This is a genomic window from Bradyrhizobium sp. SEMIA, from assembly GCF_014844175.1.
Taxonomy (GTDB): Bacteria; Pseudomonadota; Alphaproteobacteria; order Rhizobiales; family Xanthobacteraceae; genus Bradyrhizobium; species Bradyrhizobium arachidis.
Genome location: NZ_CP046601.1, coordinates 8,847,612 through 8,861,729, shown reverse-complemented (window position 1 = coordinate 8,861,729; position 14,118 = coordinate 8,847,612). Strand labels below are relative to the sequence as shown.

The following is a 14,118-nucleotide window of genomic DNA, read 5'->3' as shown; positions in this document are numbered from 1 at the left end:
GATTGCGCCCCCATCAACAGGGCGCATGGTCAAATATCTGATAGCGCTAGCTTTCCCTGGACCGTGCAGCGTTTCCCGAATATGGCAGGTTGCGCGCTGCAAAACGAGCAACTGGAGCTGGGAATGAAGCGAATCCTGATCGGCCTGTTCGTGGCAGCCGTGCTCGCCGCCGGCGGATGGTTCGGCTTCAATCTCTACGCCAAGCACCGGGCGACAGCCGAGATCGAGGCGGCGTTCGAGCAGATCCGTGCGGGCGGCGGCAAGACGGGCCACGGCAGGATCGGATTCGATCTGATGAGCCGGACGCTGACGATCGAGGACATCAATCTCGAACCCGCCCAGCAGGACCTTGCCCACGTCAAGATCGCCAAGGTCGTGGCCGTCGGCGCACGTCAGGCAGACGATGCCCGGTTTTCGGCCGACAGCATCGACGTGTCAGGGGTCGAGGTCGCCTTCACGTACACCGAGAAGGCAAGGCTGAAAGCGAACTACAAGATCCCGCAGATCACCGCACGCGATTTTTCCGGTCCGACCCGTCCGGCCAACGCGCCGCTCTCCGGTTCGATCATCGACATGTACCGATTCATGCTCGCGCAATACGCAACTGTCTCGGCGTCCTCGATCGTGGCGCCAACCGTTGCGGTTCACGTCGATGCGGGCACCGGCAATGCCGGCAGCGGAGACTTCGCCTATTCCGGTCTTGCGGTCCAGAACGTCGATCGCGGCAAGGTCGAGACGGCGAAAACCGACCGCATCACCTACTCGCTCGACGTCAGCCAGCCGGGCAAGCCCGCGAAAATGACCGGCGAGCTGTCCGGTCTGGCCGCCTATGATTTCGACGCAACCGCAGTGACGGCCGCGCTCGATCCGCTGGGATCGAGCGACGACGGCTTCCACCGGGTCTATCGACGCATCTCGGCCAATTCATACGCCGTCGCAATGGCGCAGGGCGTGCGTGTGCAGATCGACAACATCGCCATCGACGACATTGCGATCCGGCCCTCGAAATTCCGTATGGCCGACATCATGGCGCTCATGCCGGCTGATGGCTCGATCCCGACGCCGGCGCAATCCCGCAACATGATCGAGAAAGTGGCCGACTTGTTCGAGGGCCTTCAGATCGGCAAGGCCGAAATCGGCAAACAAACGGTCGAAACCCCGCAAGGGACGGCAAAGCTCAACGCCGTCAAATACGATCAAGACAGGATTGCGGTGGAAGGCCTCGACATGCCGTCCCCGCAGGGACAGTTCAGGATGGAGCGCTTCGCGCTGAAATCATTCAGCGCGGCCAATCTGATGCGCTGGGCCGGCAGCCTCAGCAATCCCGGCCAGGCCCCCTCGCCCGACCAGATGCTGGGCCTGTTCCGGGTGCTCGCAGGCGCCGAGATCAAGGGCGTGGTCTCGCCGTTCAAGAACACGCGGCAGTTCGTCACCATCGATACGATCAGCCTGGACTGGGGCCAGCTGATCGGATCGATCCCGAGCAAGGCCAATCTGGTCGTGAAGATGGTCACGCCGACCGATCCCACCAGTCCGTCGCAGCGGGCCCTGGTCATTGCCGGCGTCGACAAGCTCGCGATCGACCTCGACCTCGGCGCGGCCTGGACGGAGTCCTCCGGTGCGTTCGCGCTGGCGCCGGCTACGATCGATCTCGGCAATCTCGCCAGGGCGCAGGCGCGCCTCGCGCTCGCCAACGTGCCGCGCACGGTGTTCACGGCCGATCCGGTGCAGGCGATGAGCCAGGCCGGACAGATCGAGGCCGGCGCGATCGAGCTCACCTTGCGCGACAGCGGCGTCGTCGATCTGATCGTGGCGCAGTTCTCGCGCATCCAGAATGTCAGCCGCGACGCCGCGCGCAGCGCCATCGTCGAGATGATCCGGGCCCAGGGCGAGAAGATGGCCGCGTCCAATCTCGATGCCAAGGCCGCGGCGGACTCACTGGCGGATTTCGTCGCGACCTCGGGGCAGACGCTCACCATCAAGCTGACCCCGCTCGGCAAGGTGCCGCTGGTCCAGCTCATGGATGTCCTGAACAGCGAGCCGGTCGTCGCGCTGGCGCAGTTCAGGATCGAGGCGTCGACGGGGCTGTAGGCAACACAGCGGTGGTGCGCTCCCTCGCCCCGTTCTTACGGGGAGAGGGTTGGGGTGAGGGGCTGCTTCCGCAATCACGGTGAGGGTTGGACTCGCGGAGAGTCCCCCTCACCCGCATCGCATCTTCGATGCGACATAGCCGAAGCTACGCTTCGGCGTCTCTTTAGATCGGCCGGTGAAAGCGGCCTACGCTCTCCCCGCGTGCGGGGAGAGCGAAGAGCCTCACTTCTGCGGCAGGTTCACCCGCACATGCAGCTCGCGGAGCTGCTTGGTCGTGGCTTCCGACGGCGCGCCCATCAGGAGGTCCATCGCCTGCTGGTTCATCGGGAACAGCGAGATCTCGCGCAAATTCGTGGTGCCGCAGAGCAGCATCACGATGCGGTCGACGCCGGCGGCCATGCCGCCATGCGGCGGCGCGCCGTACTGGAAGGCGCGGTACATGCCGCCGAAGCGGTCGACCACTTCCTGCTCGCCGTAGCCGGCGATCTCGAACGCCTTCACCATGGCTTCCGGCACATGGTTACGGATGCCGCCCGAGGCGATCTCGTAGCCGTTGCAGGTGATGTCGTACTGGAACGCCTTGATGGTCAGCGGGTCCTGGCCCTTCAGCGCTTCCAGGCCACCCTGCGGCATCGAGAACGGGTTGTGCGAGAAGTCGACCTTCTTGTCGTCCTCGTTGTACTCGTACATCGGGAAGTCGACGATCCAGGCGAGCTCGAACCGCTCCTTGTCGGTGAGGTTGAGCTCCTCGCCGACCTTGTTGCGGGCAAGGCCTGAGAACTTCCAGAACTTGTCGGGATCGCCGGCGACGAAGAAGGCGGCATCGCCTTCCTTGGTGCCGATCTGTGCACGGATCGCGGCGGTGCGCTCGGGCCCGATGTTGTTCGCAAGCGGACCTGCGCCCTCGCCGCCCTCGCGCCACATGATGTAGCCGAGGCCGGGCTGGCCTTCGCCCTGCGCCCACGAGTTCATGCGGTCGCAGAACGCGCGGCTGCCGCCGCCTGCGGCCGGGATCGCCCAGACCTGGTTCTTGGGGTCTTCGAGCATGCGCGCGAACACCTTGAAGCCGCTTCCGCGGAAGTGCTCGGAGACGTCCTGCATCTCGATGGGATTGCGCAAATCCGGCTTGTCACTGCCGTATTTGCGCAAGGCTTCTGCGAACGGGATGCGGCGCCAGTTCTTGGTCACCGGCTTGCCCTTGGCGAACTCTTCAAAGACGCCCGTGATCACAGGCTCCATCGCCGCGAACACGTCTTCCTGCGTCACAAAACTCATCTCGACGTCGAGCTGGTAGAACTCGCCCGGCAGACGGTCGGCGCGCGGGTCCTCGTCGCGGAAGCACGGCGCGATCTGGAAGTAGCGGTCGAAGCCCGACATCATCAGCAGCTGCTTGTACTGCTGCGGCGCCTGCGGCAGCGCGTAGAATTTTCCCGGATGGATGCGCGAGGGCACCAGGAAGTCGCGCGCGCCTTCCGGCGAGGACGCCGTCAGGATCGGGGTGTTGAACTCGAAGAAGCCCTGCCCCTCCATGCGCCGGCGCATCGACTTGATGATCTCGACGCGGGTCATGATGTTCTGGTGCAGCTTTTCGCGGCGCAGGTCGAGGAAGCGGTACTTCAGGCGGATGTCTTCAGGATATTCCTGGTCGCCGAACACCGGCAGCGGCAGGTCGCCGGCCGGGCCCAGCACCTCGATCTCGCCGACATAGACCTCGACCTTGCCGGTCGGCAAATCGTCATTGTCGGTGCCTTCGGGGCGGCGGCGGACCTTGCCGTCCATCTTGACCACGAATTCCGAGCGCAGCTTTTCGGCCAGCGAGAACGCCGGCGAGTCCGGGTCGACCACGCACTGGGTCAGGCCGTAATGGTCGCGCAGGTCGATGAACAGCACGCCGCCATGGTCGCGAACGCGATGGACCCAGCCCGAGAGGCGGATGGTCTCGCCGATGTTGCTCTCGCGGAGCGCGCCGCATGTATGTGACCGGTAGCGATGCATGGTCGTCCCAAAATCAATGTCGGAGGGGTCGAATCGGACGGCCGTGACGGCCGGTCCGAAGTTGCGGCAGGGTTTACCCGACGAGGCCGGGGGCGGCAACCAAGGGAACGGCCTGATTTGGGCCAGAAGGGCCCATTTTTGGCTTATCGGGGCCGGAGCCTTTGCCATCAGCTGTTCCAGCCTTATCTTGGGGCCATGACCGTGCATTTCCCCTTCCAGAACTCCTATTCAGCGCTGCCGGACAGCTTCTTTGCCCGCGTCGCGCCGACCCCGGTGGCCGCGCCCCGGCTGATCAAGCTCAACCGGCCGCTGGCGGTCCAGCTCGGGCTCGATCCCGACATGCTGGAGACGGCGGAGGGTGCCGAGATCCTGGCCGGAAAAACGGTTCCCGCCGGGGCCGATCCCATCGCCATGGCCTATGCCGGTCACCAGTTCGGGCAATTCGTGCCCCAGCTCGGCGACGGCCGCGCCATTTTGCTCGGCGAGGTCATCGACAGGGACGGCGTCCGCCGCGACATCCAGCTCAAGGGATCTGGCCCCACGCCGTTCTCCCGCCGCGGCGACGGCCGCGCCGCGCTTGGGCCCGTCCTGCGCGAATACATCGTCAGCGAAGCGATGTATGCGCTCGGCATTCCGACCACGCGCTCGCTTGCCGCCGTCGTCACCGGCGAGCATGTCATCCGCGAGACCGCACTGCCCGGCGCGGTGCTGACGCGCGTTGCCGCGAGCCACATCCGGGTCGGCACCTTCCAGTTCTTCGCCGTCCGCCGCGACACCGACGCGATCCGCCGGCTCGCAGACCACGTCATCACCAGGCACTACCCGGACCTGCTTCACGCCGAGCGGCCCTATCACGCCCTGCTCGCGGCCGTCGTCGCGCGCCAGGCCGAGCTCGTCGCGCGCTGGCTGCTGGTCGGCTTCATCCATGGCGTGATGAACACCGACAACACCTCCATCTCCGGCGAGACCATCGATTATGGCCCCTGCGCCTTCATGGACGCCTACAATCCCGCGCAGGTGTTTTCGTCCATCGACGAGATGGGCCGCTACGCCTATGCCAACCAGCCGCGCATCGGCCTGTGGAATCTGACGCGCCTCGCCGAATGCCTGCTGCCGCTGTTCTCGGACGAGCAGGAAAAGGCGATCGCGGAAGCCCAGGACATCCTCGGCGCCTTCGCCGAGACGTTCAGCGCGGCCTATCAGGCCGGCCTGCGCAAGAAGGTCGGCCTGTTCACCGAGCGCGACGGCGACGACGCGCTGATCCAGGACCTGCTCGACGCCATGGCCAAGAACCAGGCCGACTTCACCCTCACCTTCCGCAAGCTCGGCGATGCCGCAGGCGATGACGGCGCCGACGTCCGCGCGCAGTTCATGGAGCCCGCAGCTTTCGACGAATGGGCCGGCCGCTGGCGAGCGCGCACAGCGCTGGAGCCGCAGAGTGCCGCCGACCGGCGCACGGCGATGCACGCCGTCAATCCGATGTTCATCCCACGCAACCACCGCGTCGAGGCCGTGATCCAGGCTGCGGTGAACGACGACGACTACGCGCCGTTCGAGGAATTGGTGAAGGTGCTGGCGAAGCCGTTCGAGGATCAGCCGGATCACGCCGCCTATGCCGATCCGCCGCTGCCGGACCAGCGGGTGTTGCAGACATTCTGCGGGACGTGAGGCTGGCTCGACCGCGCACCACCATCTCTGATTGACGCACGGCATGGATTGCGCGCTGGGCTCGTCCATTCCTGTCCGGCGGGCGTTGTGGACACGTCCCGTTCACGGGAACCGCTGTCATCAAACTGAAACACACGCGCTCTAACGGGCTGGCAGGCCGTCTTGCCGGAGGCGACCATCCTCCAACAGTCCCGACAGGCGCGCCATGCCGTTCAAATTCATCCACATCACCGACACGCATCTGGCGAACCCCGGGCTGAAGCTCTATGGGCTCGATCCGCGCGCCCGGCTCGATGCCGCCGTCGCCGACATCAACAAGCACCAGTCCGACGCTGCGTTTGCGGTCGTGACCGGCGACCTCACCCATTGGGGCGAGCCGGAATCCTACGCCAATTTCGCCGAGGCGATGGCCGCGCTGAAGATGCCGTACATCGCCATGGTCGGTAATCACGACAAGCGCGTGGCCTGCCTCGCGGCCTCCGGGCCGCGCCGCGCGATCCCAACGGCTTCGTGCAGGGCACCCGCACCACCGAGCACGGCCTGTTCGTTTTCCTCGACACGCTGGACGAGACCAGCCACGCCGGCGAGATGTGCGCCAAGCGCCTCAACTGGCTCGCCGGCACGCTGGCTGCGGCGCCGGACGACATGCCGTTCGTCGTGTTCATGCACCATCCGCCGTTCCCGGTCGGCGTCCACGCCATGGACGAGATCGCGCTGAAGCAGAGCGCCGAATTCGCCGAGGTGATCGCACCCTATCGTTCGCGCATCCGCCACCTGTTCTTCGGCCATGTGCACCGGCCGATCTTCGGCAGCTACGGCAAGATCCCCTTCTCCACCCTACGCGGCACCAACCACCAGGTCTGGTTCGAGCTCGACCCCGCCGCCACCGACCATCTGGCGAGCCACGAGCCGCCGGCCTACGGCGTTGTGCTGATCGACCAGGAGAACCTCGTCGTGCACAGCCACGACTTCCTCGACCAGAGTCTGCGCTTCCCCTTCGAGCCGCCGGCAGGAGTGGACGGCCGCGACTATGCGCTCAACTTCCCGGCGCGGTGAGATGAGCCTCGCTGAACCCGCGGCTCTCCCGGTCGCGGCATCGGCGCCGCCGCGCCTCAACGTCCTGAAGCGGTTCTCTCACCGCTTCAAAGCCTCGCTGCCGGCCTATCTGCTGCTGCTGCCCTCGCTCGTCTTCCTCGCCCTGTTCACCTATGGCGCGATGGGCCGCGTCATCATCGACGCGCTCTATCAGCGGGCGACGCCGAAGGCGCCGGTGCGCTTCGTCGGCCTCGACAACATCAGCGCGGTGCTGGCCGACCCCGCCTTCATCGGCGCCGTTATCAACAACCTGATCTACGCCGTCGGCACGGCGGTCCCGAGCATCGGCCTTGCGCTCCTGTTCGCGCTGGCGCTGGCGCGCACCAATGCCGTGACCAGCGCGCTGCGCGCCGCGCTGTTCCTCCCCGTCCTGATCCCGATGGTCGCGGCTTCCGCGCTGTTCCTGTTCATCTTCCTGCCCAATGTCGGCCTGCTCGATTACTACATCGGCCGGCTGCTGCCGGTGCTGCCGAACTGGCTCGGCGATCCCGATATCGCGCTGTACGCGATCATGGTCATCACGATCTGGAAGAACGCCGGCTATTACATGCTGTTCTTCCTCGCAGGCCTCCAGTCCGTGCCCGAGGATGTCATGGAGGCTGCCCATCTCGATGGCGCGGGGCCTTGGCAGCGCTTCCGGCACATTACTCTGCCGGAGCTGAAGCCCACCTTCTTGTTCGTCATCGTGATCGCGACGCTCAACGCGGTGACGCAGGTCGACCACGTCTTCGTCATGACCAAAGGCGGGCCGTCGAACGCAACCAATCTCGTGCTGTTCTACGTCTACCAGCAGGCGGTCGAGCATTACGACGTCGGCAAGGCGTCGGCGGCGACGCTGCTGACGCTCGCCGCCCTGATGGGCCTCACCGCGCTCTCGTTCCGCACCATGGCGAATCGCGAGGGCGGGCCATGAAGCTGATCGACGCGCTGTGGAAGGACGCCCCGCTCGCGACCCGCCGCGAGATCACGCCGAAACTCGGCTTCCTGCTGACCGTGCTGCTCGCGCTGGTCTGGCTGATCCCGTTCCTGTGGATGGCCATGGCGACGCTGCGCCCGGCCTCCGACGGCATCAACCTGATGGCCGAGCTGATGCCGAGCCTCAAGCCCACGCTCGACAACATCAGGGATGCCTGGGAGATCGGCGACTTCCCGCGCTACTTCCTCAACACCACGATCATCTGCACCGGCATCCTCCTGGTGCAGTTCGTCACGATCACGCTGGCGGGCTTCGCCTTTGCCCGGCTCGACTTCGCCGGCAAGACGCTGATCTTCTATTTGTTCCTGATGCAGCTGATGCTGGTGCCGGTGCTGCTGATCGTGCCGAATTTGCGCATCGTCGCGCAGTTCGGCCTCTACGACACGCTCGCCGGCGTGATGATGCCGTTCTTCGCCTCCGCCTTCGGCACCTTCCTGATGCGGCAGGCCTTTGAGGCCATCCCGACCGAGCTGGAGGACGCCGCCCTGATCGACGGCGCGAGCCTGTTCCAGCGCATCCGCCACATCTACGTGCCGCTGTCGCTGCCGAGCTTCTCGGCGTTTGCCATCATCTCCGTGACCAGCCACTGGAACGACTTCCTGTGGCCGCTGATGGTGATCAATTCGCCGGACAAGCGGCCGCTCACCGTCGGGCTCTCGGTCTTCACCGCCACGGCGGAAGGCACCCAGGCCTGGGGCACCATCGCCGCCGGCACGCTGATGGTGATCGCGCCGCTGCTCATCACCTTCCTGATCTTCCAGAAGCGCTTCATCAGCTCTTTCGTCACCTCAGGCATCAAATAGGAGATTTTCCGATGCTGTTTACCCGCAGGCTCATGCTCGGCCTTGCCATGGCAGGCTCCATGGTAGGCGCCCTCGCCGTCCCGGCGATGGCCGAAGGTCCGACCGAGATCGACCTGTTCTTCCCCGTTCCCGTCGACGCAAGCTCGCCCGCGACATGGGCACGTTGATCAAGGAGTTCAACGACGGTCACCCCAACATCAAGGCGACCGCCGTCTACACCGGCTCCTATGACGACACGCTGATCAAGACGCGCGCCGCGATCAAGGCCGGCAAGCCCCCGGCTGCCGTGATCATGTCGGCGAACTTCCTGCTCGACATGCAGATCGAGAACGAGCTCACCAATCTCGATCCCCTGATCGCCGCCGACGGCACCACCAAGGACCAGTTCCTCGGCCAGTTCTTCCCGGCGCTGCAGGGCAATGCGGTGATCAACCGCTCGGTCTACGGCGTGCCCTTCCACAATTCGACGCCGCTGCTCTACATCAACGCCGACAAGGCCAAGGAAGCGGGCCTCGATCCGAACAAGCCGCCGCAGACCTGGGCCGAGCTCACCGACTGGGCCAAGAAGCTCACCAAGCGCGAGGGCGACAAGGTGACCCAATGGGGCATCGCGATCCCCTGCGCCTATGACTATTGCGGCTGGATGATGGAAACGCTCACCATGACCAATGGCGGGCGCTACTACAACGAGGAGTTCGGCGGCGAGGTCTATTACGACACGCCCTCGATGCTGGGCGCGCTGACCTGGTGGAACGACCTCATCTACAAGCACAAGGTCCACGCCCCCGGCGCCACGCCCGGCCCCGCCGTCAGCACCTCCTTCATCTCCGGCAATGCCGCGATGATGATGCTCTCGACCGGCTCGCTCACCTACGTGCGCGACAACGCCAAGTTCGCCTACAAGGTCGCGTTCATCCCGCGCAACGTCCGCAATGCCGTGCCGATCGGCGGCGCCTCGCTGATCGTCCCGGCCGGCCTGGAAGCCGACAAGCAGAAGGCCGCCTGGACGCTGATCAAGTGGATGACCTCGCCCGAGAAGAGCGCCTGGTGGAGCCGCGCCACCGGCTATTTCGCGCCGAACATGGCCGCCTACAAGACGCCCGAGATGGTCGACTTCCTCAACAAGAACCCGGACGCCAAGACCGCCGTCGAGCAGCTCGACGTCGCCAAGCCCTGGTTCGCGACCTACAAGACCGTGCCGGTCCGCAAGAACCTCGAGGACGAGGTCATGCTGGTCCTCAACGGCAAGAAGCAGCCGAAGGAAGCCCTCGCCGCCGCCCAGAAGGCCGCGGATGAGACGCTGAAGCCGTACAATGCGGAGACGTCGCTGAAGCTGCCGTAAGGGCCGCTGACAGCACGCCAACAAGTTCGGCGCTCCGCCCTGCGGGGCGCCGAACTCATTTGAGGGGCAGCCGCGTCAGTTGCGCTTGCCGTCGAGCCTGAACACCATCTGCGTGGGACGCACGAACCGCAATGCGACCAGGAGCACGGACAACACCGTGCACATGTAGATGACGGCCATCGCGTCGATGGAATAGACCGGCCGGACGCCGCCGGCGAAGACGTTGTAGTACAGCGCGACGACCAGGGTCTGCGAGCCGCCGCCGGCGAGCAAGAATGCCAGCTCGAAGTTCGAGATCGTGTTGACGAGGACCAGCAGGCCCGCCGTCAGAATGCCCGGCAGCATCAACGGCAGCAGGATGCGGCGGAAAATCTGCAGCCGGCTCGCCCCGAGCATTTGCGCCGACCATTCCAGGTTCAGGCTGATCTGCTCGAAGAACGGCAGCAGGATGAAGACGGCAAGCGGAACCATGGGGACGAGCACGGCAAGGATGACGCCCAAGACGGTGCCACCCACGCCGAACCCATAGAGCGTCGTGGCGAGCGGAATGCCGTAGGTCATCTGCGGGATCAGCAGCGGCAGGAAATAGAGCAGCAGCAGGATCGGCTTGGCGTTGAAATTCCGCCGGGCCAGCACGTAAGCCGCCGGAAAGCCGATCGCCAGCGCGATGAACACCACGGCGAGTGCAATGAACAGCGTGATGAAGAGAACGTGCGAGAGCTCGAACTCCCGCCAGGCGTAGGTGAACCAGTCGGTCGTGAAGGCCGGCGGCAACGGCTTGCCGAACCAGCGCTTGGCGAACGAGCTCACGACGACATGCGTCACGATTCCGAGCAGGTTCAGGATGAACCCGAGCAGGAACAGGTAGATCGCCAGTTTCCACATCCGTCCGCGCATCAGCATCCCCTCAGCGTTTGCCGACGCCCATGGTCGTCGCGATGGTCATGCGACGGCGCACCAGCACGATGACCACCAGCGCCGCGAGCTGGCAGAGGCCCATGATGACCGCGATCGCGGACGCGTAGGACATGTCATATTGCTCGAAGGCCTGCTGATAGGCCGCGATCGAGATCGTTCGCGTCGAACCGGCCGGCTGGCCGACCATCACCGCTGATGGAAACACGGCAAAGCTCATCACGAAGACAAGCGCGAACGCGATGATCAGGCCGGGCGCGATCAGCGGGAACATGACGCGGCGGAAGATGGTCCAGGGCCCTGCGCCCAGCATGCGGGCCGAGCTTTCCAGGCTGGGGTCAATGCCAGAGATGTAGCCGAGCAGCATCAGGAAGCAGAACGGGAAGTTCTGCATGAACAGCGAGAAGGTGACGCCGATCGAATTATGCGTCAGCTCGAGCGGATTTTCGATCAGCCCAGCCGCGATCAGCAACTGGTTGAGCCAGCCATTGTGACCGTAGAAGCCCAGAATGCCTTCCGACAGGAAGACGACGCCGAGCGAGATCGGCAGCACGAGGATGGTCGTGATGGTCCGCTCGAACCAGATCCCGCGCCGCATCCCGTAGGCCAGGAACAGCGCGACCAGGACGACGGCGATCGTCGTCGGCAACGCCAGCATGAAGGTCGTCTTGATCGTATTGTACTGATAGGCGTCGTTGAAGAACGCGACATAGTTCGAGAACATCCCGGCATCGCGCTTCTTCGGCTGCAGGCTGATGTAGATCCCGTAGAGGAACGGGTAGACGAACATCGCGAGCACATAGAGCAGCGACGGCACAAGACAGAGGATCGCGACGAGGTCGAGTTCGCTGCGGGAATCGGAGCGGATGCGGGCCACGATCTCTCCCTCACTCGCGCCGCAGCAGCACGAACTTGTCCGCCGGCAATGTCAGATCCAGCGTCTCGCCCAGCGAGAGCTTCTCCAGCGAGCGAATCCAGAGCCGGGCACCGCCATCGAGCGCGATCTCGGCCTCCTGCTCGCGGCCGAGATATTCGACGAGCTCGACCCTGCCGCGCACGGCATTGACGCCATCGGCAACCTTGCCGAGACGCACGTCCTCCGGCCGGATCGCCAGCACGGCCTGCTCGCCCGGGCGGAAGCCGTCCCTCGCCTTCGCCCGCAACATCTGTCCCCTGAAACCGGCTTCGACCGTTCCGTCCGCCGCCATGCCGAGCGTCACGTCGAGAAAATTTCGAAAGCCCATGAAATCCGCCACGAAGACGTTCTTCGGCCGGTCATGGATCTCCTGCGGCGTGCCCACCTGCATGAGCACGCCTTCGCGCAGCACGACGATCCGATCGGAAAGCGAGAGCGCTTCAGCCTGATCATGGGTGACATAGATCGAGGTCAGGCCGAGGCGCGCGTGCAGCTGCTTGATCTCGGCACGCATCTCGACACGGAGCTTGGCGTCGAGGTTGGACAGCGGCTCGTCGAACAGCATCAACCGAGGATGCAGCACCAGTGCGCGCGCGATGGCGACGCGCTGCTGCTGCCCGCCCGAGAGCTGGCCGGGATAGCGGTCTTCATAGCCGGTAAGACGCACCAGACCCAGCATTTCGCGCACGCGCTGGTCTATTTCCGCAGAGGGGCGCTTCTGCAATGAGAGGCCGAACGCGACGTTGCCGAACACGGTCAGATGCGGAAACAGCGCGTAATTCTGGAACACCATGCCGAAGCCGCGTTTTTCGGCTGGCACGTCGTCGATCCGCTGTCCGTTGAGGCGGATCTCGCCGTCGCTTGGCGGCACGAGCCCCGCGATGATGCCGAGCGCCGTGGACTTTCCGCACCCGCTGGGCCCAAGAAAGGTGACGAACTCGCGGCCACCGATCTCCAGCGGAAAGCGGTCGAGCACGACCTTGCCGCCATAGCGCTTGGTGATCGACATCTCGAGTCTATCGATGGAATCGGCCATTCCCTGCCCCGCATACGCGCGCGAGGGCCGCACTTCGCGTGCCCTCGCGTTTTGGTCCCTGTTCTTGTTATTTCTTGACCTGGTCGCGCCGACCTCGCGGTCCCACCGTTCCATCGCGTAGCTCAGTTCGGTCACGCCGAGCGGAGGCGACACTTTCCACTTGGTGCCGATCTGATCGTACTCAGGACGCCAGAACTCCTTCACCTCGTCCTGGATGTCCTTGGGCGCCGATGCCAGGGTCGCGGCCTTCACGACTGGTCCGATGAAAGCCTTCCAGGTGAGCGCCTGCTGCTCCGGCTTCCACATGAACTTCATGAGGTCGACGATGATGTCGACTTGCTCCTGCGGAACGCCCTTCGGGATGCACCAATAGTGGCCGTCGACCACGAACGTGGTGTTCTCAAGGATCGCGATCTTCGAATCCGGCGGGATCACGCTTTGCGCGCGGGGCTTCATGTCCCATTCCATGATCCCGGCGATCATCCAGCGCTGTCCCTGCGCGAACTCCTTCAGGGTGATCGCGGTGCCGGTCGGATAATACTCGACGGACTTGCCGAGCTCCTTCAGAAAATCCCAGCTCTTGTCCCAGCCCTTCTCGGGATCGAGTGGCTTGGAATCCCCGAGAATGAAGGCAAAGCCCTGCAACATCGCGCGGCCCGGCCCGCTGTTCGCCGGGCGGGCATACATGAACTTGCCCGGGTTGGCCTTCACCCACGACAGCAAGTCCTGTGCGGTCTTCGGCGGGCTCGGCACCTTGGCGGGATTGTAGATCAGCACCGGACCGCCGGCATTGCCGACGGACGGAATGAGAAAGCCCTTGCCCTCGTCGTAAAGCGCCTTGCCCGCATCGGTGAGGCCGTCGCGCGGAAAACTCTTCTGATAGTCGGGGATCGCAATGAGCTGGCCGTTCTGGGCGAGCAGCGAGCCGCCGTCCTGCCCGGTCAGCACCAGATTGATATCGAGGCGTCCGGCATCCTGCTGCGCCTTGATCTTGGCCGGAAGCTCCGGCGCCGGCGCACGCTGGATCTTGATCTCGCTGACCTTGTCCGGATTGGCCTTCTTGTAATTCTCGATGATGGGCTGCACCGAGGCGAGGTCGCCGCCGGTATCGATGATCGAAAGACTGATCGGAGCGGCAAGAGCTCCGCTGCAAAAAGCTGCTCCCATCAAGGCGGCGGCCATCAAGGTCGCGGACCTCATCCTCATTCTCGCCTCCCACGCGCTTTATTTCTTGTTCAACTTGTTATTTATTTGTAAGGCGAGCATCGACGAAATTGCAGC

General features: G+C 64.6%; 9 protein-coding genes and 2 pseudogenes. 7 read left to right on the top strand and 4 right to left on the bottom strand.

Going from position 1 to position 14,118, the window contains the following annotated elements:
* Positions 1-123 precede the first annotated feature (123 nt).
* Positions 124-2,091, top strand: coding sequence for a hypothetical protein (locus tag FOM02_RS42405; protein WP_027557641.1), 1,968 nt, complete (start codon positions 124-126; stop codon positions 2,089-2,091).
* A gap of 222 nt (positions 2,092-2,313) precedes the next feature.
* Here the strand turns inward: FOM02_RS42405 and aspS are convergent, their stop codons facing one another.
* Positions 2,314-4,086, bottom strand: coding sequence for an aspartate--tRNA ligase (aspS, locus tag FOM02_RS42400; RefSeq protein ID WP_027557640.1), 1,773 nt, complete (start codon positions 4,084-4,086; stop codon positions 2,314-2,316).
* Between the two features lie 195 nt (positions 4,087-4,281).
* Here aspS and FOM02_RS42395 point away from each other — a divergent pair, with 195 nt between their 5' ends.
* The 6 genes and pseudogenes from FOM02_RS42395 to FOM02_RS42365 all read left to right on the top strand — a co-directional run bounded on the left by FOM02_RS42395 (position 4,282) and on the right by FOM02_RS42365 (position 9,970).
* Positions 4,282-5,754, top strand: a complete 1,473-nt coding sequence (locus FOM02_RS42395; protein ID WP_027557639.1) for a protein adenylyltransferase SelO — start codon at positions 4,282-4,284, stop codon at positions 5,752-5,754.
* A 205-nt stretch (positions 5,755-5,959) separates the two neighbouring features.
* Positions 5,960-6,163 (top strand): annotated as a pseudogene (locus FOM02_RS42390) (metallophosphoesterase); the annotation flags it as partial.
* A 101-nt stretch (positions 6,164-6,264) separates the two neighbouring features.
* Positions 6,265-6,810 (top strand): hypothetical protein, encoded by a 546-nt coding sequence (locus tag FOM02_RS42385; protein WP_265441060.1) that lies wholly within the window; start codon positions 6,265-6,267, stop codon positions 6,808-6,810.
* Between the two features lies 1 nt (position 6,811).
* Entirely contained in the window at positions 6,812-7,762 is a 951-nt protein-coding gene (locus FOM02_RS42380; RefSeq protein ID WP_027557637.1) for a carbohydrate ABC transporter permease, read from the top strand.
* Positions 7,759-8,628, top strand: a complete 870-nt coding sequence (locus FOM02_RS42375; RefSeq protein ID WP_027557636.1) for a carbohydrate ABC transporter permease — start codon at positions 7,759-7,761, stop codon at positions 8,626-8,628. Before FOM02_RS42380 ends, FOM02_RS42375 begins: the two co-directional genes overlap by 4 nt.
* Positions 8,629-8,639: 11 nt before the next feature.
* Positions 8,640-9,970, top strand: a pseudogene (locus FOM02_RS42365) (ABC transporter substrate-binding protein).
* A gap of 75 nt (positions 9,971-10,045) precedes the next feature.
* Here the strand turns inward: FOM02_RS42365 and FOM02_RS42360 are convergent.
* From FOM02_RS42360 to FOM02_RS42350, 3 genes are read right to left on the bottom strand one after another with little or no spacing between them, the layout of a single operon-like run.
* Complete coding sequence (locus tag FOM02_RS42360; RefSeq protein WP_027557634.1) at positions 10,046-10,867, bottom strand: ABC transporter permease; 822 nt, start codon at positions 10,865-10,867, stop codon at positions 10,046-10,048.
* A 10-nt stretch (positions 10,868-10,877) separates the two neighbouring features.
* On the bottom strand, positions 10,878-11,762 hold the full coding sequence (locus FOM02_RS42355) for an ABC transporter permease (protein WP_027557633.1): 885 nt from the start codon (positions 11,760-11,762) through the stop codon (positions 10,878-10,880).
* Positions 11,763-11,772: 10 nt separating this feature from the next.
* Positions 11,773-14,043 (bottom strand): extracellular solute-binding protein, encoded by a 2,271-nt coding sequence (locus tag FOM02_RS42350; RefSeq protein ID WP_265441057.1) that lies wholly within the window; start codon positions 14,041-14,043, stop codon positions 11,773-11,775.
* Positions 14,044-14,118 lie beyond the last annotated feature (75 nt).

Bases quoted from the DNA above. Each gene is read 5' to 3' on its own strand.
- FOM02_RS42405 (WP_027557641.1), top strand. From the start codon at position 124: ATGAAGCGAATCCTGATCGGCCTGTTCGTGGCAGCCGTGCTCGCCGCC.
- aspS (WP_027557640.1), bottom strand. From the start codon at position 4,086: ATGCATCGCTACCGGTCACATACATGCGGCGCGCTCCGCGAGAGCAAC.
- FOM02_RS42395 (WP_027557639.1), top strand. From the start codon at position 4,282: ATGACCGTGCATTTCCCCTTCCAGAACTCCTATTCAGCGCTGCCGGAC.
- FOM02_RS42380 (WP_027557637.1), top strand. From the start codon at position 6,812: ATGAGCCTCGCTGAACCCGCGGCTCTCCCGGTCGCGGCATCGGCGCCG.
- FOM02_RS42375 (WP_027557636.1), top strand. From the start codon at position 7,759: ATGAAGCTGATCGACGCGCTGTGGAAGGACGCCCCGCTCGCGACCCGC.
- FOM02_RS42360 (WP_027557634.1), bottom strand. From the start codon at position 10,867: ATGCGCGGACGGATGTGGAAACTGGCGATCTACCTGTTCCTGCTCGGG.
- FOM02_RS42350 (WP_265441057.1), bottom strand. From the start codon at position 14,043: ATGAGGATGAGGTCCGCGACCTTGATGGCCGCCGCCTTGATGGGAGCA.